Genomic DNA, 22,962 nt, shown 5'->3' with positions numbered 1-22,962 from the left:
CGCTCCGGATGAATATGATGATCTCATATCAGGAACTTGTTCGCACCTTCCCTAAATACATAAATGACTGGTTACAGCCAAAAATACGGCCTGTCACCTGGTCACTTGAATATTTCACCAGCAAGGTCTGCACCGCAGGTAACATGGCGCCATCGGCAAAGCCGAGCAGGAATCGCAGCACGCCGAGCTGAAGCGGTGAGGTGACGAACGACATCGCAAAAAAGAGCACCACGGCAAAAATCAGCGTGGCCATCAGGATACGCGCCGTACCGATCCTGTCGCCCAGTTTTCCCAGCCGCGGCGCAGAGATTAACGCCGATACGCCCGGCACGGCAGCAATCATCCCGCTGAGAAACGCAATATTGCTGCTGTCTGGCTCCATCGATTTTATAAACAGCGCCAGAATCGGGCCTACCGAACCGTTACAGAGCTGGATCACCATGGTGGTTACGAACAGGCTTATCATCAGCCCGGGATACGGCAGCGAGGCGAAGACCGCTTTGCCGCTCAGGCGTTCGGATTTACTGACCACCGGACGTCCCCCCTCCTTGATCAGAAACAGCGTCACCAGAAAACTGATCACCAGCAGGATAGCGGTAATGAAGAAGACGGCGCGCAACCCTACGTGGTCGGCCAGAAAGCCGCCTAACAACGGGCCGCCGATAACGCCACTGATCTGCGCGGTGGAGAGCGTACTCAACGCCCAGCCGCTACGTTCACGCGGCACCTGGGAAGCGACCAGCGCCATGGCGTTCGGAATATAGCCGGATGTCAGCCCCATGATCGCCCGTAGGATAAACAGCTGCCAGACGTTAGTGGCAAAGGCCTGCAGCAGGATGGCTATTGCCATTCCCAGCGAAGCGCGCAGCAGCATCAGTTTGCGCCCTTTTCGATCCGCCAGGCTCCCCCACATGGGTGACACAATGGCGGAAACCAGAAACGTCACGCTGAACGTCAGCCCCGACCACATGGAGAGGGCTTCATGCGAGGTCACACCCAGCTGCGAGACGTACAGCGGCAGAAAGGGCAAAATCTGGCTGATGGCCAGCCCGGTGAAGAAACACCCGAACCAGACCGAGATGAGGTTAACTTTCCAGGATTCCATAAAAGAAATAGTCTTCATTTTTAGGCAAATGCGCCGACAGATTAGCAAGTTACAGGCATCTACGCCGTGCCAGAGATGCGGCCTTGCTGACTTTGGTGTTTTATCTTCCCAGTCATCATATTTGTGAAATATGTCACAAATCATCCAATTTCTGGCGGAAGATTATGCTTTAGCGGCAGAGTCCAAAGCCGCGCATTCCCAGATGGAAATGGTTGGCGTGCGCCGCGTTATACTCCGGCCCCAGGCCGTTCCCGTAGTAGCCGCAGCTCGCCGTCAGCAGCGCCTGTAGCCACGGCTGCGTTTTGGTCGATCTCCAGCCGTGCAGAATGGTGACCCGTTCACCGTTCGCCAGCCGAAACGCGCTGATATCCAGCGCCTCTGCCGTGGCATGTTCGCTGCGTCTTGCATCAGGGCGGTGGTAAATATTGCGACAGGCGTAGCTGCCCAGGTGCTCAATGCGCACCAGCTCGCTTCCGTTCCAGGTTCTGGTGAGTGGCCGGGCCTGCTGGCTGACAAACAGTGCAGAACTCAGCGCCAGCGGGCAGCTGGCAAGAAAGCTGCTGTTCAGGCTGACCGGTCCGAAGTCACGAACGCGCACCACGTTGTGAAGGGGGCATGCTCCGGCGCTGTCGGCGACAGGCTGTGTGCGAATAAGGGCCTTCTGATTGGCCTGCGATAACAGGCTGGCACACGCCTCGGGGGTAAGGCGCCGCAGTTTGTACTGAGTGATTGGGCCTGGCGGGTCGTCAAGCGAGAGTGGCGTAAAAGGGTTGTAGTGAGACGGCAACCAGCGGTAACCCACCGTTGCGACTGCCACCAGAATGAAAACGATCAGCAACGTTTTGCCTTTCACACTCCCCCCTCTTTACTCCCAAAACATTATGGCAGAAGGTCGCGAAACCCGCAGGGCATCGTGGTATGTTATTGGCTTTTCGTCAGACTGGAAGAGAGTAAGATGGCAAAGCAGCGCGTAGGTATTGTCTTTGGGGGAAAATCAGCGGAGCACGAGGTTTCATTGCAGTCGGCAAAAAATATTGTCGATGCGATTGATAAAAACCGTTTCGACGTAGTGCTGCTGGGCATTGATAAACAGGGCCAGTGGCATGTGAACGATGCGAGCCAGTATCTGTTAAACGCCAACGATCCGGCACATATCGCCCTTAATCCTTCTGAAATCAGCGTCGCCACCGTCCCTGGCGTAGTGAAGGGGCAACTTATCGACGCCGGTAATGCTCAGGCTCTTGCTCAGATTGACGTCGTGTTCCCAATCGTCCACGGCACGCTGGGCGAAGATGGTTCGCTGCAGGGTATGCTGCGCATGGCTAACCTGCCGTTTGTCGGCTCCGATGTGCTGGGCTCCGCCGCCTGTATGGATAAAGACGTCACCAAACGCCTGCTGCGCGATGCCGGGCTGAACGTTGCCCCGTTCGTGACACTCACCCGCGCCAACCGCGATAAATACACCTTCAACCAGATTTCCGCTCAGTTGGGTCTGCCGCTGTTCGTGAAGCCTGCGAACCAGGGCTCCTCCGTTGGCGTCAGCAAAGTGACAAGCGAAGCACAGTTCACCGAAGCCGTTCGTCTGGCTTTTGAGTTTGACCACAAAGTCGTGGTTGAGCAGGGTATCAAAGGCCGTGAAATTGAGTGCGCGGTGCTGGGCAATGATTTCCCACAGGCAAGCACCTGCGGTGAAGTGGTGTTAAACAGCGATTTCTACTCTTACGACACGAAATACATTGATGATAAAGGCGCTCAGGTCGTCGTGCCGGCAAATATCGATCCGGCCATCAACGATAAGATCCGGGCGATCGCCATCAACGCCTGGCAGGCTCTTGGCTGCTGCGGCATGGCGCGTGTGGATGTGTTCCTGACACCAGATAATGAGGTGGTGATTAATGAAATCAACACCCTGCCGGGCTTTACCAACATCAGCATGTATCCAAAACTGTGGCAGGCCAGCGGTCTGGGTTACTCTGAGCTGATCACCCGTCTGATCGAACTGGCGCTGGAGCGTCATGCCGCTGACAGCGCACTCAAAAGTTCCGTAAACGGTTAATCGGTTCTTTTCACCGTCTCCGTCTCATCCGCTGTCGCCTCTTCCGGGCGACGGCGGATAATTAACCCAGCCAGCCAGAAACTGATCACCCAGGTCACCAGTCCGACAGCATAGGTTTGCCATCCTTTGGCTTCAAACCCCAGCAGCCCCACGACACCGTTAAGAATAAAGATCAGCCCGATAGCAAAGGCGTAGTAGTGCCAGTCACGGCGTAGTTTGGACGTGAGCTTCATAACAACTCCGGCAGGAAAAAAAGACATCCTCTCACAGTTTTACGATCGGGTCTGTGGCAGATGCGGAAAATCTGAAATACGACGCAATTTCAGTTAAGTAATGAATTTGTGATGTGCTGCAGAAATCGACAATCCAGGAGAATTCCGCAGGGGAAATTACCACGATTCTGATATTGACAAATGCTATGACCTGTCAAACTCACCGTGTGCGAAGCGTATTAACAGAGTGATATTTCCGGAGGTCTTTATGGCTGACTTTACATTGTCGAAACCGATTTTTGGCGGCACACCACCAAAAACCTCCACTGCGGGTAATATTGCGTATGCCCTGTTTGTCCTGTTCTGCTTCTGGGCAGGCTCCCAGCTTCTCAACATGCTGGTTCACGCGCCTGGCGTCTATGAACATCTGATGCAGGTGCAGGATAACGGACGCCCGCGGGTTGAGATTGGTTTGGGTGTGAGCACCTTGTTTGGCCTTGTCCCCTTCCTCGCGGGTTGTCTGATTCTCGGTGTTGTCGCGTTAGTCGTACGCCTGCGTCGTCGCCATTAACGTCCCATGCAACGAGCCCGACGATCGTCGACGCGTTTGGCGAACCATGCCGTTGTCAGGTTACGCGTGATTTTCGGGCTTTCCAGTTGAATACCCGGCAGGATTGCCCGCGGTAACGCTTTTCCACTCTTCTTCTCGGCCAGCGCGAAAACCTTCTTGTAGAGATCCGTCTTCTCGAACGCCAGGCTATCCCCTTTCTCCAGCTGACGGCGAATGTCGCTATCGCTCATGCCAAGCGTTGCTGACAGTTTGCGCACCGCCAGTTCCGTTGTCCCCGCCTTGCTGCTGCCGTAGGCGATGAGATCGCCGTCCAGCGCCAGTTTCACCCCGCTGGCACGGCTGACCGCACTCTGAAATGCCGCGTTTCGGCTGGCATACCAGCCCGCGTTAAAGTCAGCAAAGCGGTACAACGGCTCGCTGTAGCTCGCCGGATAGTTCAGCAGATGGTACGTGCCAAACCACAGTCCGCCACGCAGGGAGAAGACTTCCTGGCGCACCGTCCCGTCGATTTTCCACGGATAACCGTCCGTATGCTGCTCGGCAAACGCAATGCTGACCTGCATCGGGCCGCCGGTATGCACCGGGTTAAGCGAGCCGAACAGTTTCTGCCCCATCGGCACCATGTTGATGAAATCATCAAAAATGGCGCTCAGCTGTTTCTCGGTTTTCACCGTGTCCAGCCGATCGCTGTAGCTTTTGCCGTTTGGCGAGGTGATTTTAAGGGCGGTATGCACCAGGAACACCGGGATATGCATCGATTCCGCGCGACGGTCGATCTCTTTCCAGGCAATTTTGTTCAGCCCCGGCACCACCGGATCTGACTGGTACATCGACTCCTGCTGCGCCACTGCCAGCACCGAGCAGATATTCTCCTCGGTAGGGGCAATTTTCTGACTTTCAAAGGTCTTCGCTAACGCCTCGGCCCACGCATTGCGGTCTTTCACCGTAGAGGGCATTTTTTGCCGCACCACGCTCGCCACATCTACAGGTTTCTCACCTTTTTTAAGCGGGGCGGCCCCTTTTTCGGCACACCCCGCCAGCACGAGTGCGGCGAGTAAAGAGAGCGATAATGTACGCGGTACGGCAAAAGACATAGCAATTCCCTGTTTTAGCTAAATGTATTGGTGACTTCCTGCAGATCCCGATCGTCCAGCTCGCGTTCAAAGCTGCGCAGACGTTTGTAGATGGACATCAGTTCCACCAGCGTGGTCCAGGAGCTAATCAGATACTGGAACGACCCGCGAACCTGACCAAATACGTTGGTGATCTGTGTCATCAGACCCAGCGTTATCGTACCCGCAACAATGGACGGGAACAGCAGGAACAAACCGAAAACGTTATCCACCTGCAGATACAAAATGCGCGCAATGTTGAAGTACATATAGTGGAAGTAAAGACGGAAATAGTTGCGACGCACGGCGCCAAACAGTTCACGTACGGTTGGCGGCGAGGCGCGGTTGGCGTCATCTTCACCATACACCAGCTCTTTACGATACGCCGCTTCAACGCGCTGATTTTTAAACTCCAGCCCAGGCAGCTTGATCCCCACCACGGCCAGCAGCCCTGTTCCCATTAATGACCAGACAATAGCGGCAATCACCAGGCCATACGGCAGATGACCAACAATCGGCAGGTCCGGCACGTGCGCCGAGAGGGTCACCAGAACCGGCAGGAAGGCAATCAGGGTCATAATGGCATTGATAAAGCTCACGCCCATGTCTTCAAGGGTCGAGGCGAAACGCATGGTGTCTTCCTGCACACGCTGTGCGGCGCCTTCGATATGACGCAGGTGTTGCCAGTGCGCCATATAATGTTCGTTCATCGCGGTACGCCAGCGGAAGACGTAGTGGCTGACAAAGAAATTGTTCATGACGCCAATCACCACCGCAATAAGGGCAATACCGAGGAAAATGCCAACTTCATGGTAGAACTGATTGATAGTCACCTTATGCGGTGAACTCAGCGCACTCTGGATCAGATCGTAGAACGGGGCATACCAAGCGTTAACCGCCACCCCCACTTCCACCAGAAACCAGGTGACAAAGATGATCAGCGACGTGCCCAGAATCGACCAGTACTGCCAGCGATGTGGCGAATAGACAAACCAGAACAGGGCAAAGAGCCCTACGCAGACCATGTAGTAGGCATAAAACAGCAGATAGCTCAGCGACCAAAAACGCGCCGCGCTAATGGGAACCTCGCCCGTCGCGCCCGTGATACGCGTCAACCACGCTCCGCCGCCGGCCTGCCAGAAAATGACAGCGATCAGTGCCCAAATAAATGCCGACAGGAAAAATGGCCCCGGCTTTGGGAAAAAAGACTTAAACATGATACATCCTTCTTGTTGTTATGGCTGTTGCTGTGCTCAACACATCACCACACGAAAATCTTGCCTGGGCCAGGTGCCTGGCGCAGGCAAAAAGGTCAGACCCGAGGGTTTATTATTAGTTCGCTTTCCAGTTTTCAAGAATTGTTTCGGTGCGTTTCACCGCGGGCGGGTTTGCGGGCGCAATGAAGTTGCGCCAGACGTCGTTGTAGTGGTTAATCAGAATGCGGGCTTCGGCCGCCGGGCGATTCGCGGTGGTATGCGCATCCTCCGCCACGGTGATGTAGTAGCCCCGGCTGACGCCATTCTTGAACGTGGCATCGACACAGTAATCAGTAGCGCAACCGCAGATGACAAACTCCCGGATCCCCTGCTCGCGGAGCAGCGTTTCAAGCGAGGTGTTATAGAACGCATCGCAGGCCGTCTTGGTCACGTAGAGGGCATCAGCAGGCTGATGCAGTTCTGGCAGCAAGGCAAACCCGTCACTGCCCTCTTCCAGACCGCCGGGCTCGGTATGCTGAATAAAAATCACCCGATCGGCTGCCTGCGTAAGCTGATTGATCAATGAAACACATTTTTCACGCTGATGACGAGGCGTTTCGAACACCCCCTGCTGCATATCGACAACCATAACCACACGCTTTCCGGACATACTCTTCTCCGCAAGATTGAGTAACACAGCCCTCTATCATAAGGCCGATGTCACAAAATGGGAGACTGACAGTAAGTAAATTCTTCTGATTTACTCGCAGTTACGTTTTTCTGGTTATCGTTATGTAATTCGGGGCATTGCACCGTACGGTTTAGTAGTATAAATACCCATTACTTTCCTTATTCACACTATGGATGCTTTTCGTTGAAACGTTGTCTGCTCTTTTTCGCCGCGCTGTGTGCGGTGAGCTTCTCAACCGCCCAGGCAGCCCAACCGCTGACGGCGCCCGTTCTGGCATCAGATATTGCCGATCGCTACGCGAACCTGATTTATTACGGCAGCGGCGCGACGGGAATGGCGATGGTCGTCATCGACGGTAATCAGCGCGTGTTTCGCAGTTTCGGTGAAACGCGTCCCGGTAATAATGTTCATCCGCAGCTGGATTCCGTCATCCGCATCGCGTCCCTGACCAAGCTGATGACCAGCGAAATGCTGGTGAAATTGCTGGACCAGGGCGTGGTGAAACTCGACGATCCGCTCAGCAAGTATGCTCCGCCGGGCGCACGTGTCCCGACGTATCAGGGGACGCCGATAAGGCTGGTCAACCTGGCAACGCATACCAGCGCCCTGCCTCGCGAACAGCCAGGGGGTGCGGCGCATCGCGACGTTTTTGTCTGGCCAACGCGTGAACAGCGCTGGAACTACCTGAGCAAAGCCACGTTGAAGTCCGCGCCCGGTTCTCAGGCCTCTTACTCCAACCTGGCGTTTGACCTGCTGGCCGATGCGCTGTCGACGGCAGCGGGCAAACCGTATACGCAGCTATTTGAAGAGCAGATCACGCGCCCGCTGGGCATGAAGGACACCACCTTCACCCCATCACCGGATCAGTGCCGCCGTCTGATGGTCGCCGAAAAAGGTGCCAGCCCGTGTAACAACACGCTGGCAGCCATCGGCAGCGGCGGGGTTTATTCCACCCCTGGCGACATGATGCGCTGGATGCAGCAGTTCCTCTCATCAGACTTCTACTCACGTAGCCATCAGGCCGACCGTATGCAGACGCTGATTTACCAGCGCAGCCAGTTGCACCGCGTGATAGGTATGGACGTGCCGGGCAAAGCCGACGCCCTCGGTCTGGGCTGGGTATATATGGCACCTAAAAATGGCCGTCCGGGCATTATTCAGAAAACGGGTGGCGGTGGAGGATTCATTACCTATATGGCAATGATCCCCCAGTCCAACGTGGGCGCTTTTGTGGTGGTCACCCGCTCGCCAAATACCCGTTTCGTCAATATGAGCGATGGGATCAATAACTTAGTGGCTGAGCTCAGCGCCAATAAAGCCCAGGTGCTTACCGCCTCCGTCCAGCCTTAATATTCCGTGGGCAAACGGTTGATGCTAACCAGTTTGCCCCGGCTCATATTGATGTAGTTACCCTGTCGAAGCGCAGCGAGCACCTCTGCAACGACCGAACGCGAAATGCGCGTACTTTGTTGAATATGATTCATCACACCAATTTTTGAGCGCAGGGTTTCATCCCATTCGGCCATGTTCAGCAGCATGGCGCGGATCTGATGATAGGAGTTATTTCCTACCAGTTGCCGGTCCCGTTTTTCCAGAAGGGATTTAATCCAGGACAGCCAGCAGAAAGCTTCTTTCCAGAGCGAACTTTGCTGAATAAGCTGAAGAGAGGTCGAAGCAGGCAAATAAAAGCCTGTGCACGGATTTTTGGCAACGACCCGATATTCCTTGCTGTAATCAAGCATGCCTGCAGTCAGCCCCAGAATAAAGGGCGCGGTGGCAATGCCAATCAGCAACTCGTCAGAACGGCGATAGATTTCAATAACACCGGTCTGTAATACAAAGGTGCTGGGTTCATCATTATCATCATTTGAAATAATCTGCTGGGGAGCAGATTTAAATGGGGTACTGGCTACTTTCAAACACTGTTCGAGCCGGCTTAATTCAGAAAGTGGTTTCGCATTAACTTTCATGCAGACCTCTGGACATCCGTATTTGTCGGTTCAATATTATTTTTTTTAGATGACAAAGCGGGGGATATATTCCCCCGCTTTTATACTTTACCAGGTATATTTCACACCCAAATTGGCGCCCCAGTTCTGGTCAACGTCACCGCCGCCCAGGTAAGTGGCATCCGTGTATGCACTGAAGTTTTTGGTGAAGCTGAACTGTGTGCCCAGACCCACACGCACCGCAGAGCCTTCAACGCCGTTATCAATGCTGTCGCCATTCACGTTCGCATTGTTATCAGCATCGTCATACACATACGCCAGTTTGACGTATGGCGTCAGAGCCTGATCGCCGCCGTAGTTGAAGGTATACCCTGCGTCGACACCGAGTTCATAGCGCAGGCTGTCGTAAGACTGGCCATCAATTCGCATGTCATTGCTCAAGCGGTAGTCGTCACCCGACTGGAACAGCCCAGACACTGCCGCATAAGGCGTGACGTAGCCGGACAGGTTTGGTTTCCAGTTATAACCCAGTTTCATACCGAAACCAACCGCATCTGTCGTGGTATTACCGTCCACGTACTGACCGTTACTCATGGTCGCGGAGAGATCGTTATTGAAGCGGGTGTAGCTCAGGGAGCTGTCGAGGAAGACATCGTTGGCAAACTTCGCAGAGGCATAGATCATCGCCGTCTGGCTATCCTGATCAACCTGACCGGTACGATCGCTGATATCCCCCTTCGCGAAACCTGCCGCGCCACCAACGATCCACTTCGCGTTGTTACCGTCAATCTGCGTATCCAGACCAACCATAATCCCGCTTACGTCCTGATCGTAGCTGATAACGCCATTGTCAGCGTCAAAGTTGCCGCCGAAGTAGCTCACCCACGCCCCGCCGTTATCGGCCAGACCGTGACGGCTGTTAGTCAGACGGGTTCCAACGGTATCCTGCTGCAGATCCCAGATATTGGTATTCGCTGACGGAATGCTCAGCGCCATATTGGCGTAGTCAGTCAGCGCTTTCTGCTGCAGAACAACCGTGTCACCCTTCTGCTGCGCCTGGTAGGTATAGGCACCTAAATCGGCTTTGTTTGCTGCCGTAAAGCGGGCCGCAGTGTCTGCGTTATTGTCATAAACGCGGATGATCTCTTTGTTTTTATAATCAGCAACAGAACCGGCGCCGGTCGCATCGTCGATACGCACGGTGTAGTTACCTGCCACATCACCGTTCACCGCCAGATGACCGTCTGAGTTAAGCGCCACGACGCCATAGTCGTAATCTGCTTTGCTCTTGTCGTTGGTGATAAAGCGGGCGTTGTTCAGATCGCTGTTCAGCACGTAGTCACGGCTGGCAACGTTCAGCACACCGCCATCGGTCAGCACCATGTTGTGCGTGTCCACCTGACCCAGGCCCAGTGCCAGTTCCGCACCGTTGTCGACGGTGATGGTGTTGGCATACAGTTCAGCCGTTTCTTCCGTCAGCGCGGCACGGCTATAGTTGTCCAGATACAGGCTGTCTGTCGCCACTGCACCGCTGTCGCCAATATTCAGGGTAGAGGCGTTGGTCAGGGTGATGGAATCCGCCAGCAGGCCAGAGTTTTCAACATTGACCTGCGACTGGTTATTCACTGCCAGCGTGTCGATGTTAGACAGTTTGCGGGTATCCCACTCTGAACCGTTATTCAGGGTGACGTTGAACAGACCGCTCTGGTAGACCTCTTCACCTGCAACGTGACCGTTGGTGTCGTAGGTGGAATCAGGCCAGATGCTGTTTGGAGACAGGGTTCTCCAGTCAACGCTGCTGTAACCCTCACCATACATCTGCGCGGTGCCGATCGCTTCAACGCTGGATTGTGCTGCGCCAACCCATTTGCTGCCGTTGGTCAGTGTGACATCCAGCTTATCGGTACCATCCCAGCCGTTGGTGGTTGGGTTATACACACCGTCTTCGGTGGTATCGGTTGCCGGGTCGCCATTCTCGTAGAAGTTATTGTCGAAGGTGCTGGAGAACAGGATATCGCCGGTAACGGTAGAGTGATCGAAGGTGGCGGTGGTTTGCATGGCGTTGTCAGACGCGCTGGCCGCGACGATCAGTGCCGCGTCATCTGCGCCGGTCGCGTTGGTTTCACCGTAGTCGCTCGGCTTCGCGGTTTGACCATAGAACCCGCTGGTACCCAGATCGCTGTATGCGCCGGAGGTCAAAACAGAGTCTTTGACCACCAGGGTGTTAGTAAAGACATTACTGCTATCCGCAACGCCTTCAACGCCGTCATACGGGGTATTGTCCAGCTCATGGTAACCCTGAGTCAGCGTGATACCTGCAACGTGGGAGTTGTTCTGGATAACAATATCCGATTCCACATCCAGCGTAATCGCATTACCCAGTCCATAGGTATCCAGATAGTGGGTTTCGGTGTTGTCACCATTCAGAACATCATACGCATAATGCTCATAGGTATCGTTAATGGTGGAGTGATCGACGGTCAGGCTAAAACGATCGTACTGCGTATGGGTCGTGCCGTCCGTATCAACCCCATCAGCACACGTGGTGGTCATGCACTTTGAGGTGATCATGCCATTAATGGTGCTGTTAGAAATGCTCAGCGCATTCGCTCTTCCATTGACACCATCGTCAAGGTAGTACGTCGAAATAACACCGTTCACCGTTGACTTATTAATCACCGGATAAATATCACCGTCGTGGGTGGCATCCGAGTAATCCCAGTCAGCGTAGCCATAATACCAGGGTGTTGATGCTGTATTATCATATCCGAAGGTATTATATGTGGCACCAGAAATATCTTTCGCATTGGCCTGAGAAGCGATAGCCAGGGTGCAGGCTAATGCAAGTTGTGATACAACCAGTTTCTTTTTCCATGTTTGCATTGGGTCATCCCTCCTCAGGGACGTAAGCAAGTTTGTCCATCAAATCATTTGGCAACATTGTATTGCGGAGGGAATTATGCATTTTCATTTCGAAAAGGTTCAATGAATGATTCCATTAAGTCCGTATCCAGACTAATAACATGAAAAAAATGCAACGACATTAAAAATTATAAATAAACACTATAAAAACAGCGAATTAAAATCATCTGACATAAATATATAAAATATAATAAAGAATAATAGATCATTATTAATGATATATTTACTTCAATTTAGAAATCGCACCAATATCTCGAGCGTGTGAAAAACAGGCTGACGTTGGTTATATATATTGACCATGTGAAACATCGCAAACCCCATTTCGCATTAACAAAAAGCCTACTTTCGTAAAACCATCTCCTCCACTTTCATGTACACTAGCCTTCTTTGTTCCACAAACGTCAGGCATATCATGACCGATTTAATTGCTCGTCCCCGTCGTCTGCGCAAGTCACCTGCACTGCGCGCTATGTTTGAAGAGACAACACTGACCTTAAACGATCTGGTGTTGCCGATTTTTGTTGAAGAAGAGATCGATGACTACAAAGCCATCGACGCCATGCCAGGCGTGATGCGCATTCCGGAAAAATATCTGGCGCGTGAGATCGAACGTATCGCCAACGCGGGGATCCGCTCGGTGATGACCTTTGGCATCTCACACCACACTGACGCTACCGGCAGCGATGCCTGGAAAGAGGACGGTCTGGTCGCCCGGATGTCGCGGATCTGCAAAGAGACCGTGCCGGAAATGATCGTCATGTCAGACACCTGTTTCTGTGAATATACCTCTCATGGCCACTGCGGTGTGCTGTGCGATCACGGTGTCGATAATGACGCCACTTTGCTGAATCTCGGCAAGCAGGCGGTGGTAGCTGCAGCAGCCGGTGCGGATTTCATCGCACCTTCCGCTGCCATGGACGGGCAGGTTCAGGCGATCCGCCAGGCGCTTGATGCGGCCGGATTCACTGATACCGCCATCATGTCCTACTCCACCAAGTTTGCCTCTTCGTTCTACGGTCCGTTCCGTGAAGCGGCCGGTACAGCGCTGAAAGGCGATCGCAAAACCTATCAGATGAACCCGCTGAACCGCCGTGAAGCCATCCGTGAATCGCTGCTGGATGAAGCCCAGGGCGCAGATTGCCTGATGGTGAAACCGGCTGGCGCGTATCTGGATATCCTGCGCGACATTCGCGAGCGCACCGAACTGCCGCTGGGTGCATACCAGGTGAGCGGCGAGTACGCGATGATCAAATTCGCCGCGCAGGCGGGTGCGATCGACGAAGAGAAAGTGATCCTGGAAAGCCTGGGCGCGATCAAACGTGCTGGCGCGGATCTGATCTTCAGCTACTTTGCGCTGGATCTGGCCGAGAAGAAAATTCTGCGTTAATCCGCTTTAGCGCGGGGTGGTGGCTTCGCCTTACCCGGCCTCCTCTCTGCGCTAATCTTCACCAAACTGCAATACAACCGACATCTCTCCCTTCTACTGTCTGAGCAAGACGGCAGGAGGAGTAACCATGTTTAGTCTCGATAGCGTTCTCGACGACCTTTGGCCTCAGGCGAGGCCTGCACCCTGGCAAAAAAGTCTGTTAAAAAGACTGTTCTACGAAGAAGAATTCCAGCAATTTGCCGCGACACACCGCCATCTGAAAGGCCTGGATATGGTGGAGCAGGTTCTGGAGCACCTCGATATTCTCTGCACCGTTTCCGCCCGCGATCTCGAACAAATCCCTGAACATGGCCCGCTGGTGATTATTGCCAACCACCCAACAGGAACGCTGGACGGGCTGGCGCTGATGTATGCCGTTTCCCGTGTACGGCGCGATGTGAAAGTCGTCACTAACCGGATGCTGACCCACCTTGAACCGCTTAGCTCACTGTTTATTCCGGTGGACAATATGGGCGGCAGAACGGCAAAAACGTCCCTGATGCAGATGGAACAGCATCTGCAAAACGCAGGGGTGCTGATCTTCTTCCCGGCGGGAGAAGTGTCCCGTCCTACGCGCAAAGGGATCCGCGATAAAAAATGGCACCCCGGCTTTATTAAACTCGCCAGTAAGCTGCGCGTACCGCTGCTGCCGGTGCATATTCAGGCACACAACAGCCTGCTCTTTTATGCCAGCACGCTGGTGTCCCCCACCGTATCGATGCTCTTGCTGATGCAGCAGATGTTCCGCCGCCGCCACAGCCAGCTACCGATAAAGATCGGCCAGCAGATAGCCTGGCATCACTGGTATAGCACAACCCTTTCATCGCGTGAGATGGCCGAGCAGTGCCGTCAGCACGTGATACGTCTTGGCAAGGGAGTGCCTGGCGTCTTTAAAACCCAATGCGCCATTGCCCGTCCGGAAGACCGGGCCACGCTGAAGCGCGAGCTGGCCCAGGCCGAATGTCTGGGCAAAACCAGCGATGGCAAAACTATTTATCTATGGCAACGCAACGGGCAGGAAGAGGCTCCCCTGCTGCGCGAGCTGGGACGCCTGCGCGAGATTGCGTTTCGCGCCGTGGAGGAAGGAAGCGGTAAACGTCGGGACACCGACAGTTACGACGATGACTATCTGCACCTGATCCTGTGGGATGAAGACGATCTGGAGATCGTCGGCGCCTATCGCTTTATGCCCACTGCCAGACAGGTCGAGCAACACGGTCTGGAAGGGCTTTATAGCTACAGTCTGTTTCACTACGACGATAAAATGCAGGACGTGCTGGAACACGGTATTGAACTGGGGCGCAGCTTTATTCAACCGCGCTACTGGGGTCGTCGCGGTCTGGACTATCTGTGGTCCGGTATTGGTGCCTATCTGGCACGTTATCCGCACTACCGCTACCTCTTTGGCCCGGTCTCGATTTCCGGTGGCTTACCGCCTGCCGCACGGGATCTGCTGGTGGCGTTTTACCGCCTCTGGTTCCCGGCGACACATCCCTTAGCCGCGTCACGTCAGCCTTATCCGGCCTCCCTGCCGGACGTGCTGGCGCAGTTTGGCGGGGTCGATTACGTGGATGACCTGACGAAGCTGAAATCCCTGCTCGGTAATCTGGGGTGCGGTATTCCACCGCTCTACAAACAGTATTCCGAGCTGTGTGAACCCGGCGGCGTGCAGTTTATCGATTTTGGCAGCGACCCGGCGTTCAACAACTGCATCGACGGGCTGGTGCTGGTGGACTTGTGCTACCTCAAGGCAAACCGCTATCAGCGGTATATTGAGGCGCACCTTTAAATGTGCGGTTTTTTGTAGGCCGGGTAAGCGCAGCGCCACCCGGCAAGAACGGTGCACAATTGCCGGGTGGCGGCTACGCCTTACCCGGCCTACGGGTGCGATGGTTCAAGGACGGTAGAACGGCTTATCTCCCAAAATTGTCGCCCGCTGCATAATCCGACGCTGTGGCAGATAATCCGCATTCGCATAGTGCTGCGTCACGCGGTTATCCCAGATCGCCAGATCGTTCTCCTGCCAGCGCCAGCGCACCTGAAACTCCGGTTTGGTGATATGCGCAAACAGGAAACGTAACAGCGCCTCGCTCTCTTTTTCCGTCACGTCCACAATCCGCGTCGTGAATCCCTCATTCACAAACAGCGCCTGCTTGCCGGTTACCGGATGGGTGCGCACGACCGGATGCAGCAGCGGCGGATGTTTCGCAACCGCCTCCTGCCAGCGCTGATGCTCCGCTTCTGTTTTGCGATACTTGTACTCCTGGAACGATTTTTTGAAGTCATGCTCCGCCCGCAGGCCGCTCAGCAGGGTACGGAAGGGTGCGGACAGCGCCTCAAAGGCCGCAATGCCGCTGGCCCACAGCGTATCGCCGCCCGTCTCCGGCAGCAGCTTCGCCGAAAGTATCGCCCCTGCAGGTGGCGTCTCGATAAACGTCACATCCGTGTGCCAGTTGTCGTTGTCCGGCGGGTTATCGTTATGCGTGTCGAGCACAATAATCTCCTCCACCCCTTCCGCATGCGGATAAACCGGATGGATATGCAGATCGCCAAAGCGCAGTGCCAGGGCGCGCTGCTGCTGCGGGGTGATTGCCTGTTCGCGCAGGAATACCACCTGATGGCGCAGCACCGCATGATAAAGCTGCTCAAACTGGTTATCGCTCAGCGGACGGGTCACATCCAGGCCCGACACCTGCGCACCGATATATGTCCCCAGCGGGGTAATGGTCAGACGTTCACTCATTGTATTTCTCCATGCCAGGGCGTCAGACGACGCTGCAGCGCACGCAGCCCCAGTTCTAATCCAAAGGCGATCACGGCGATAACCGCAATCCCGGCCAGTACCACGTCAGTCGCCAGAAACTCCCCCGCCGACTGCACCATAAACCCTAACCCTCGGGTGGCGGCGATCAGCTCTGCCGCCACCAGCGTTGACCAGCCCACGCCAAGGCCGATGCGTAATCCGGTTAAAATCTCCGGCAGTGCGCCCGGTAAAATCACGAACAGCAGCACCTGTGTCCGGCTGGCTCCCAGCGATTGCGCCGCGCGGATCCGCACCTGCTGGGCGCTTTTGACGCCCGCCAGAGCCGACATGGCAACCGGGGCGAAAATCGCCAGATAAATCAGCAGGATTTTTGACGTTTCACCGATGCCGAACCAGATCACCATCAGCGGCAGATAGGCCAGCGGCGGCACCGGACGGTAAAGCTCAATCAGCGGGTCGAGGATGCCGCGCACCGTCGGGCTTAAGCCCATCGCGATCCCGACCGGAATGCCGATTATCACCGCCGCCAGTAGCGCCACCAGAATGCGCGCCAGGCTTGCACCTAAGTGCTGCCAGAGCGTAGCGTCCATAAAGCCCTGCGGCCCGGCAATGGTGATGAGTTTTGCCAGCACCTGCCCCGGCGGCGGCAGAAACAGCGGGCTGATCCATGCCTGCGCGGCAACCAGCCACCACACCGCCAGCAGCACCAGCAGCGTGCCGACACTGAGTGTTATCTGGCGCGAGAAAGGCCAGCGTAAGGCCGGGCGCGCGCGTCGCGTTTTCTCGCTGAAGACGATGCTCATGAGAAGGCCTCCCGTTGTTCAAACACACGGCTTAAGACGTATTCACGCTGTTCGATAAACCGCGGATCGGATTTGATGCTGCGCACCGGCTCCCCCGCGACATAGCGACGGGCAAACTCAAGCGGCAGCCGCTCCAGCACGCGCCCCGGGCCAGGGGACAACAGCACCAGCTCGGTCGCCATAAACACCGCCTCTTCGATATCGTGGGTGATCAGCAGCACCTGTTTACCCGTTTCATGCCACAGGCGTAAAAGCAGGGTTTGCATCTGCTCGCGGGTAAAGGCATCCAGCGCCCCGAACGGCTCATCCAGCAGCAAAAGCTGCGGATTGGCCGCCAGCGCGCGGGCAATACCAACCCGCTGACGCTGGCCGCCGGAAAGCTGCCAGATAAACCGTTTTTCAGCCCCTTCAAGACCGACCTTTTTGAGCATGTCCCGTGCTGTTGCCAGCCGTTGCTCGCGGCTTACGCCCGCCAGTTGCAACCCAAACGCCACGTTTTCCTGCACGTTGCGCCAGGGAAGCAGACCTTCGTTCTGAAAGACCACCCCACGCTCAGCGCCCGGGCCTTCCACTTTTTTCCCTTCCAGTTGAATGGAGCCATGCTGATATGGCACAAACCCGGCAATCAGATTCAGCAGCGTGGTTTTCCCGCACCCGGACGGGCCAAGCACAACCAGCAGCTCACCGCTGTCCAGCGTCAGGTTGATGTTCTCCAGGGCCGGTTTGCCACCGTAATCAGCAGACAGATTTGTAATATTCAGCATCGCAGCCCCCTTATTTCACGAAGCGATCGGTCACGTACTGGCTGTAGTCCGCCGCCACCGCAGGCACTTTGCCCTGCTCTTTCAGGAACGTGGCGGTATCGACAATCGCTTTGTTTACCGGTCCGGTCAGCTGTTGTACCTGTTGGGCAGGCGTGAGATAGGTATTACCTTTCACCAGCCCCGGAACGTCCGCTTGCGGCACGCCACTCAGACGGGACAGTTTTTCGAGATTGGCAGGCTGCTTCAGCCATGCATCCGGGTTGCTGATATAGGGCTGCTGAGCGTCGAGGGCGCTTTTGGCAAAGGCCTTCACGACCTCAGGATGTTTCTCAGCAAAATCTTTGCGCACCACCCACACGTCGAGCGTTGGCGCGCCCCACTGGCCCACTTTTTCGGAGTCGGTCAGCACGGTGCCGTCTTTTTCCAGCTCATTGACAGCCGGTGCCCAGACGTATGCGCCATCAATATCGCCGCGTTGCCAGGCCGCAATAATCGCCGGTGGCTGCAGATTAATGATTTGCACCTGGCCTGGCTTGATGCCCCAGTGTTTCAGCGCCGCCAGCAGGCTGTAGTGAGTGGTCGAAATGAACGGCACGGCGATGCGCTTGCCGATCAGGTCTTCCGGTTTGGTGATGTTTTTCTTCACCACCAGCGCTTCGGAGTTGCCCAGCTGTGAAGCGAGGAGGAAAACTTCAATCGGCACCTGCTGGCTGGCCGCTACCGCCAGCGGGCTGGAGCCGATGTTACCAATCTGCACGTCGCCGGACGCAAGCGCACGCACCACGGCCGCCCCGCTGTCGAACTTACGCCAGTCGACGTTTGCGCCGCTCTCTTTGGCAAAGGTGTTATCCGCCTGCGCGACTTTCGCAGGCTCTGCGGAGGTCTGATACGCAACGGTGACGTCCACCGCCTGCGCCTGAAATGCCCACAGCGCCAGCGCGCCGAGTAATGTAATTCGCGATGTAATTGCCATCCTGTCTGCTCCCCTTGTTGTTATGAGGGCAGTATTTCCGGCGCGGGAATTTTGATAAAGGAATTAAAACGAATCGCTAATAACGATTCGTTTTTAGAAAAAAAGCGGGAAAGGATAGTTGGTTTTGTGCGGTTGTTTTTTTCCCTCTCCCTGTGGGAGAGGGTCAGGGTGAGGGCTTCAGCGCTGCGCGTTAAGCTCAGCAATATCTTTCGGCGTGGTGCGACAGCATCCACCGATTAATCTGGCACCGGCCTCCAGCCACTGGGGCAAATACCCCGCCAGCGTCTCGCACGCTTCACCGTGATGGTGCCAGGTTTTGGTCACCGCATCATAATGCTCGCCCGAGTTCGGATAGACCACCAGCGGCAGTGCCGTCAGGCTGTGCAGGTGTTTCAGCGCCGCGGTGGTGTTTTCCAGCGCGATACAGTTGATGCCCAGCGCCACGACCTGCGAATTATCTTTCAGGGCCGCGACAACTTCCAGCAGCGGTGTCCCGTCGCTCAGGTGCTCGCTGTCGCGCAGGGTAAACGAGAACCATGCCCGGGCGCGGGGATACTCAGCCACAAGTGCTGCCAGCGCCTTGATCTCCTCAAAGGAGGGTAGCGTTTCGCAAGCCAGCAGATCCGCCCCCGCATCCAGCAACGCCTCAATGCGCGGACGATGAAACGCGGTAAACTCTTCGGCGCGACGCACATAATCTCCGCGATACTCAGAGCCATCCGCCAGATAGGCGCCATACGGCCCAACGGACCCCGCCACCAGCAGCGTGCCCGCATGCGGATTTTCCGCCAGATACGCTTCACGCGCCTTACGCGCCAGCTCTACGCTTTTGCCGATCAACACGCGGGACTGCGCCTCGTCCAGACCGCGCGCCGCAAAGCCCGCAGGCGTGGCCTGATAGCTGGCGGTGATCGCCACCTGCGCACCTGCGCGGTAGTAGTCGAGGTGGACTTCACGGATAAGCTCCGGGTTTTCCATCAATACTTTGGCAGACCAGAGGTTGTCTGCAAGGTTGCACCCGCGCGCTTCCAGTTCAGTTGCCATTGCGCCATCCAGCACCACAAACGGCTGCTTTTCAAGGAGGGCGGTAAGCGGATTATTCTGCGACATGTTCAGGCTCCTGCGATGTCAGGTTTCGGGTCAGGTAGTAGGCACCATAACACAGGGAGACGAACGGCAGGCCACAATAAAGGGCAATGCGCTGGCTCGGATCAAACCACAGGCCGATACACGCCACCACGCAGAGGATAAACCCGAGCACCGGCACCAGCGGATACCACGGCGCGCGATAGTGCAGAGCAGACAGCGGCTGTCCGGACTGCAGATGACGACGACGGAAGACAAAGTGCGACGCGCAGATGCTGATCCACACCGCCACCACCGCAAAACCGGAAATGGCCGACAGCGCCACAAACACCGTGTCCGGCGCAACCACGCTTGAGAAGAGCGCCAGCACGCCACCGAGCATGGAAACGGAGAGCGCCGTCAGCGGCACGCCATTTTTATTGACGCGGGCAAAGCAGCGCGGCAGCGTTTTCTCGTTAGAAAGCGACCACAGCATGCGCCCTGAGGCGTACAAGCCGGAGTTTGCCGCCGAGAGGATCGCGGTCAAAATCACAAAGTTAAAGATATCTGCCGCATACGGGATCCCGACTTTTTCAAACACCAGCACAAACGGGCTCTTTTCCACCCCGGCCTGCTGCATCGGGATCAGCGCCGCCAGCACAAACACGGTACCGATAAAGAAGATGATCAGTCGGGCAATGGTCGCACGGATCGCCACCGGAATAACATTATGCGGGTTTTCCGTTTCGCCCGCCGCAATACCGATAAGCTCGGTGCCGGAGAAGGCAAAGTTCACCGCCACCATGGTCATCAGGATCGGCAGGCCGCCATGCGGGAACCAGCCTTCAGCGGTAATGTTGCTCAGACCCGGCGCTAGCGAACCGTCCTGCATTGGAATAAAGCCAAAGATCGCCGCACCGCCAAGAATAATAAAGGCGATGATGGTGATAACTTTCACCAGCGAGAACCAGAATTCGCCCTCGGCAAAGAAACGCGTGGAGATGACGTTAAGGCCAAAAATCACCACGCAGAAGACCACGCACCATACCCAGACGGGCACCTGTGGGAACCAGTACTGCATACAGAACCCGGCGGCGGTAAAGCTCGACCCTAGCGCCACCGTCCAGGTGAGCCAGTACAGCCACGCCACGGTATAGCCCGTCGCCGGGCCGAGGTAACGAGCGGCATAGACGTGAAACGCGCCGGTTTCCGGCATCGCCACCGACAACTCGCCCAGACACTGCATCACCAGCCAGACCACCAGTGCGCCAATGAGATAGGCCAGCAGCGTGCCTGCTGCCCCGGTTGTCGAAATGATATAACCGGTATTAAAGAATAACCCTGTGCCAATCACGCCACCCAGCGAGAGCATAATCAGGTGGCGTGTTTTCATGGTGCGCTTTAGCTGCCCATTTTCTTGTTGTGTTTGCATATTACCTTCTATACGTATGGACATCTAAACATCTAAAGAAGGTGTGTTATACCGCGATTAACATAAAAAAGCTAGACGACCAGACGCAACCGGGCGCGTCGCGCACTGAGTCGGGGATGGGTTGTGAGGATCACATACAGAATCGGACGCCAGGCCATAAGCACCTCCGCAAGCAGATACTTACAGCATGGCGCGGACGGCTGTGATTCTGGCTCAGACAAAAGTCGTATCTGTCCGCTACCAGCTAAACCCTCTGCATGCTTCGCGCAGGCGAATCAAAAACTGACGCGCGTTGGTGGTCATCGCCGACTTTTGCGACCACACCGCGCAATACTGCGCCGACGGCAGTTGGGTGATGGGCAACGCCACCAGCTTGTCATCAAGCTGTAGCGGCTGACACATTGCCCGCGCGACCACCGTCAGATAGTCCGCGTTAAGCACCATATTCAGCCCCGTGATGACGGAATCGGTGCGCAGTGGGGTGATATCCACCTGTCGATAAAAATGGCTGAGCTCATTTTGTAGCTGCTGGTAGTAGCCCATGGATGACTCCGGCAGCAGCCATTTGGCCTGACGCAGCGCCATCAGATCGCGGGCTTCTGCCAGTGGGTGCCCCTTGCGCGCGATGATGCAAAACGGCGAGGTAAACAGCGGTTCGATCATCACCCCTTCCGGCGGCGCCATCGGATCCACCGAGCCGATAGCCATATCTATTTCACCGTTTCGTACGCCAGGCAGGAGCGAGGAGAGCTGCCCCTCCTTCACCGTCAGCAAGACCTGGGGCAGCGTTTTCTTGAATGCCTCGGCCACATCGGGAAAGACGGTCAGCGCAATAAGCGAAGAGAACCCCACCGTCAGACGCCCGTGAGTAAAATGGTTAATCTGCTCCACTTCATCCGCCGCACGCCGCAGCTCTTCAAGCACCCACTCCGCCCGTTGAGAAAACGCCATTCCCGCCTCGGTAAGGGCAATCCCCTCTTTGCTGCGCAATAAAAGTTGGGTGCCTAAAGTTTGCTCAAGCTCACGCAATGTACGGCTCAATCCGGGCTGCGAAACGCCCAGTTCCCGTGCGGCCGAACGGATACTGCCGCTGCGCGCCACCTGACGAAAGGCCTGAAGATGGCCGAGTTTTGGCAGATATTTCATCGCTCACCCTATAACAAAAAAGCATCACCTATAGCAAAATTATATCTTCCCGCCTGTCTGGTAAACCCCTAGATTCAGAGTGCACACAACAATTCTCATCACACTCTGACGTCAGGCGGAAAACACAATGAAAAGCCAGTCACAGATGATTTTTTTGCTTTTTATCGGTTATGTCGTGGTCTACATCGATAAAACCGTAATGGGTTTTGCCCTGTTGCCGATCGAAAAAGAGTTCGGGCTTACCACCGCGCAGCTGGGCTATATCACCGGGATCTTCTTTCTCGCCTACTCTCTCTTTCAGGTGCCTGCTGGCTGGCTAAACGACCGAATCGGCTACAAAACCATGCTGATCCTTTCTCTGTGTGCACTGGGGATCTTCGCCCTCTGCTTTGGCGCGCTGGGTATGAGCGTTGGCCTGCTGCTGGTGTTTCGCTTTCTCTCCGGCGTGGGGCATTCCGGCTATCCCTGCTCCTGCGCGAAAGCGGTGGTCAGCAATTTTACGCTGGAAAAACGCACCTTCGCCCAGTCGGTCCTGCTCTCCTCCGCCGGGCTGGCGATGACCGTCGGGCCGATTGTGGCCGTCTCGGCGCTGGAACACCTGGGCTGGCACGCCTCCTTTGTGGCATTAGGGATCGTTGCCTGCGCCATTGCCCTGCTGATCGCCTTGCGCGTGCCGTATCAGAAACCCGCGCCACGCCAGGCCGCACATGGGCAACGCGAGTGTACTGACCCCAAAAAGTTGGACAGTTAAACACGAGGCACATAGGTCTGGGTT

Annotated in this window: 20 protein-coding genes and 1 pseudogene; 6 read left to right on the top strand and 15 right to left on the bottom strand. The window is 55.7% G+C overall.

Going from position 1 to position 22,962, the window contains the following annotated elements; all coding sequences use genetic code 11:
* Positions 1-43: 43 nt before the first annotated feature.
* Positions 44-1,105 (bottom strand): annotated as a pseudogene (locus tag HX884_RS19250) (multidrug efflux MFS transporter); the annotation flags it as partial.
* A gap of 169 nt (positions 1,106-1,274) precedes the next feature.
* Positions 1,275-1,958 carry an extensin family protein gene (locus HX884_RS19245; RefSeq protein WP_178328634.1) on the bottom strand — a complete coding sequence of 228 codons (684 nt, stop codon included), beginning with the start codon at positions 1,956-1,958 and terminating at the stop codon, positions 1,275-1,277.
* A gap of 102 nt (positions 1,959-2,060) precedes the next feature.
* Here HX884_RS19245 and ddlA point away from each other — a divergent pair, with 102 nt between their 5' ends.
* Entirely contained in the window at positions 2,061-3,161 is a 1,101-nt protein-coding gene (gene ddlA / locus HX884_RS19240; RefSeq protein ID WP_094085019.1) for a D-alanine--D-alanine ligase, read from the top strand.
* Here ddlA and HX884_RS19235 read toward each other — a convergent pair.
* Positions 3,158-3,394 (bottom strand): DUF2754 domain-containing protein, encoded by a 237-nt coding sequence (locus HX884_RS19235; RefSeq protein WP_095907403.1) that lies wholly within the window; start codon positions 3,392-3,394, stop codon positions 3,158-3,160. The genes ddlA and HX884_RS19235 overlap by 4 nt on opposite strands.
* Positions 3,395-3,641: 247 nt before the next feature.
* Here HX884_RS19235 and HX884_RS19230 point away from each other — a divergent pair, with 247 nt between their 5' ends.
* Positions 3,642-3,944 carry a DUF2755 family protein gene (locus HX884_RS19230; RefSeq protein ID WP_013095805.1) on the top strand — a complete coding sequence of 101 codons (303 nt, stop codon included), beginning with the start codon at positions 3,642-3,644 and terminating at the stop codon, positions 3,942-3,944.
* Here HX884_RS19230 and HX884_RS19225 read toward each other — a convergent pair.
* The 3 genes from HX884_RS19225 to HX884_RS19215 all read right to left on the bottom strand — a co-directional run bounded on the left by HX884_RS19225 (position 3,941) and on the right by HX884_RS19215 (position 6,922).
* Positions 3,941-5,038 (bottom strand): DUF1615 domain-containing protein, encoded by a 1,098-nt coding sequence (locus HX884_RS19225; RefSeq protein WP_178328633.1) that lies wholly within the window; start codon positions 5,036-5,038, stop codon positions 3,941-3,943. The genes HX884_RS19230 and HX884_RS19225 overlap by 4 nt on opposite strands.
* Before the next feature lie 14 nt (positions 5,039-5,052).
* Positions 5,053-6,273, bottom strand: coding sequence for a peptide antibiotic transporter SbmA (sbmA, locus tag HX884_RS19220; protein ID WP_013095803.1), 1,221 nt, complete (start codon positions 6,271-6,273; stop codon positions 5,053-5,055).
* A gap of 115 nt (positions 6,274-6,388) precedes the next feature.
* Positions 6,389-6,922, bottom strand: coding sequence for an isochorismatase family protein (locus tag HX884_RS19215; RefSeq protein ID WP_178328632.1), 534 nt, complete (start codon positions 6,920-6,922; stop codon positions 6,389-6,391).
* Between the two features lie 204 nt (positions 6,923-7,126).
* Here HX884_RS19215 and ampH point away from each other — a divergent pair, with 204 nt between their 5' ends.
* Positions 7,127-8,293 carry a D-alanyl-D-alanine-carboxypeptidase/endopeptidase AmpH gene (ampH, locus tag HX884_RS19210; protein WP_013095801.1) on the top strand — a complete coding sequence of 389 codons (1,167 nt, stop codon included), beginning with the start codon at positions 7,127-7,129 and terminating at the stop codon, positions 8,291-8,293.
* On the opposite strand, the gene HX884_RS19205 is transcribed toward ampH, so the two are convergent.
* Positions 8,290-8,913: a helix-turn-helix domain-containing protein gene (locus HX884_RS19205; protein ID WP_178328631.1), complete on the bottom strand. Its 624-nt coding sequence runs from the start codon at positions 8,911-8,913 to the stop codon at positions 8,290-8,292. The two genes, ampH and HX884_RS19205, sit on opposite strands and share 4 nt — an antisense overlap.
* A gap of 87 nt (positions 8,914-9,000) precedes the next feature.
* On the bottom strand, positions 9,001-11,775 hold the full coding sequence (locus tag HX884_RS19200) for an autotransporter outer membrane beta-barrel domain-containing protein (protein ID WP_178328630.1): 2,775 nt from the start codon (positions 11,773-11,775) through the stop codon (positions 9,001-9,003).
* 451 nt (positions 11,776-12,226) lie between these two features.
* Between HX884_RS19200 and hemB the strand changes: the two genes are divergently transcribed.
* Entirely contained in the window at positions 12,227-13,201 is a 975-nt protein-coding gene (gene hemB / locus HX884_RS19195; protein ID WP_013095798.1) for a porphobilinogen synthase, read from the top strand.
* A 127-nt stretch (positions 13,202-13,328) separates the two neighbouring features.
* Positions 13,329-15,029: a lysophospholipid acyltransferase family protein gene (locus HX884_RS19190; protein ID WP_178328629.1), complete on the top strand. Its 1,701-nt coding sequence runs from the start codon at positions 13,329-13,331 to the stop codon at positions 15,027-15,029.
* A 105-nt stretch (positions 15,030-15,134) separates the two neighbouring features.
* Here HX884_RS19190 and tauD read toward each other — a convergent pair whose 3' ends face one another.
* The 7 genes from tauD to HX884_RS19155 form a co-directional block, all read right to left on the bottom strand.
* A complete protein-coding gene (gene tauD, locus HX884_RS19185) occupies positions 15,135-15,983 on the bottom strand; it encodes a taurine dioxygenase (protein ID WP_130626593.1) in 849 nt (282 codons plus the stop codon).
* Positions 15,980-16,807: a taurine ABC transporter permease TauC gene (tauC, locus tag HX884_RS19180; RefSeq protein WP_020686348.1), complete on the bottom strand. Its 828-nt coding sequence runs from the start codon at positions 16,805-16,807 to the stop codon at positions 15,980-15,982. The genes tauD and tauC overlap by 4 nt, the downstream gene beginning before the upstream one ends.
* Positions 16,804-17,571: a taurine ABC transporter ATP-binding subunit gene (gene tauB / locus HX884_RS19175; protein WP_047023482.1), complete on the bottom strand. Its 768-nt coding sequence runs from the start codon at positions 17,569-17,571 to the stop codon at positions 16,804-16,806. Before tauB ends, tauC begins: the two co-directional genes overlap by 4 nt.
* A 10-nt stretch (positions 17,572-17,581) precedes the next feature.
* A complete protein-coding gene (gene tauA, locus HX884_RS19170; protein WP_149896800.1) occupies positions 17,582-18,544 on the bottom strand; it encodes a taurine ABC transporter substrate-binding protein in 963 nt (320 codons plus the stop codon).
* A 177-nt stretch (positions 18,545-18,721) separates the two neighbouring features.
* Positions 18,722-19,654: a homocysteine S-methyltransferase gene (gene mmuM / locus HX884_RS19165; protein ID WP_178328628.1), complete on the bottom strand. Its 933-nt coding sequence runs from the start codon at positions 19,652-19,654 to the stop codon at positions 18,722-18,724.
* Positions 19,641-21,041: an S-methylmethionine permease gene (mmuP, locus tag HX884_RS19160; protein WP_178328627.1), complete on the bottom strand. Its 1,401-nt coding sequence runs from the start codon at positions 21,039-21,041 to the stop codon at positions 19,641-19,643. Before mmuP ends, mmuM begins: the two co-directional genes overlap by 14 nt.
* 237 nt (positions 21,042-21,278) lie before the next feature.
* Entirely contained in the window at positions 21,279-22,187 is a 909-nt protein-coding gene (locus tag HX884_RS19155) for a LysR substrate-binding domain-containing protein (protein ID WP_013095771.1), read from the bottom strand.
* Positions 22,188-22,314: 127 nt separating this feature from the next.
* Between HX884_RS19155 and HX884_RS19150 the strand changes: the two genes are divergently transcribed.
* Positions 22,315-22,938 (top strand): MFS transporter, encoded by a 624-nt coding sequence (locus HX884_RS19150; protein WP_249166313.1) that lies wholly within the window; start codon positions 22,315-22,317, stop codon positions 22,936-22,938.
* Positions 22,939-22,962: the final 24 nt, after the last annotated feature.

Origin of the sequence: Enterobacter sp. SECR19-1250, from assembly GCF_013391025.1 — a bacterium.
GTDB classification, from domain to species: domain Bacteria; phylum Pseudomonadota; class Gammaproteobacteria; order Enterobacterales; family Enterobacteriaceae; genus Enterobacter; species Enterobacter cloacae.
The sequence above is the reverse complement of the archived record's forward strand: the minus strand, read 5'-3'. Positions and strand labels throughout refer to the sequence as shown.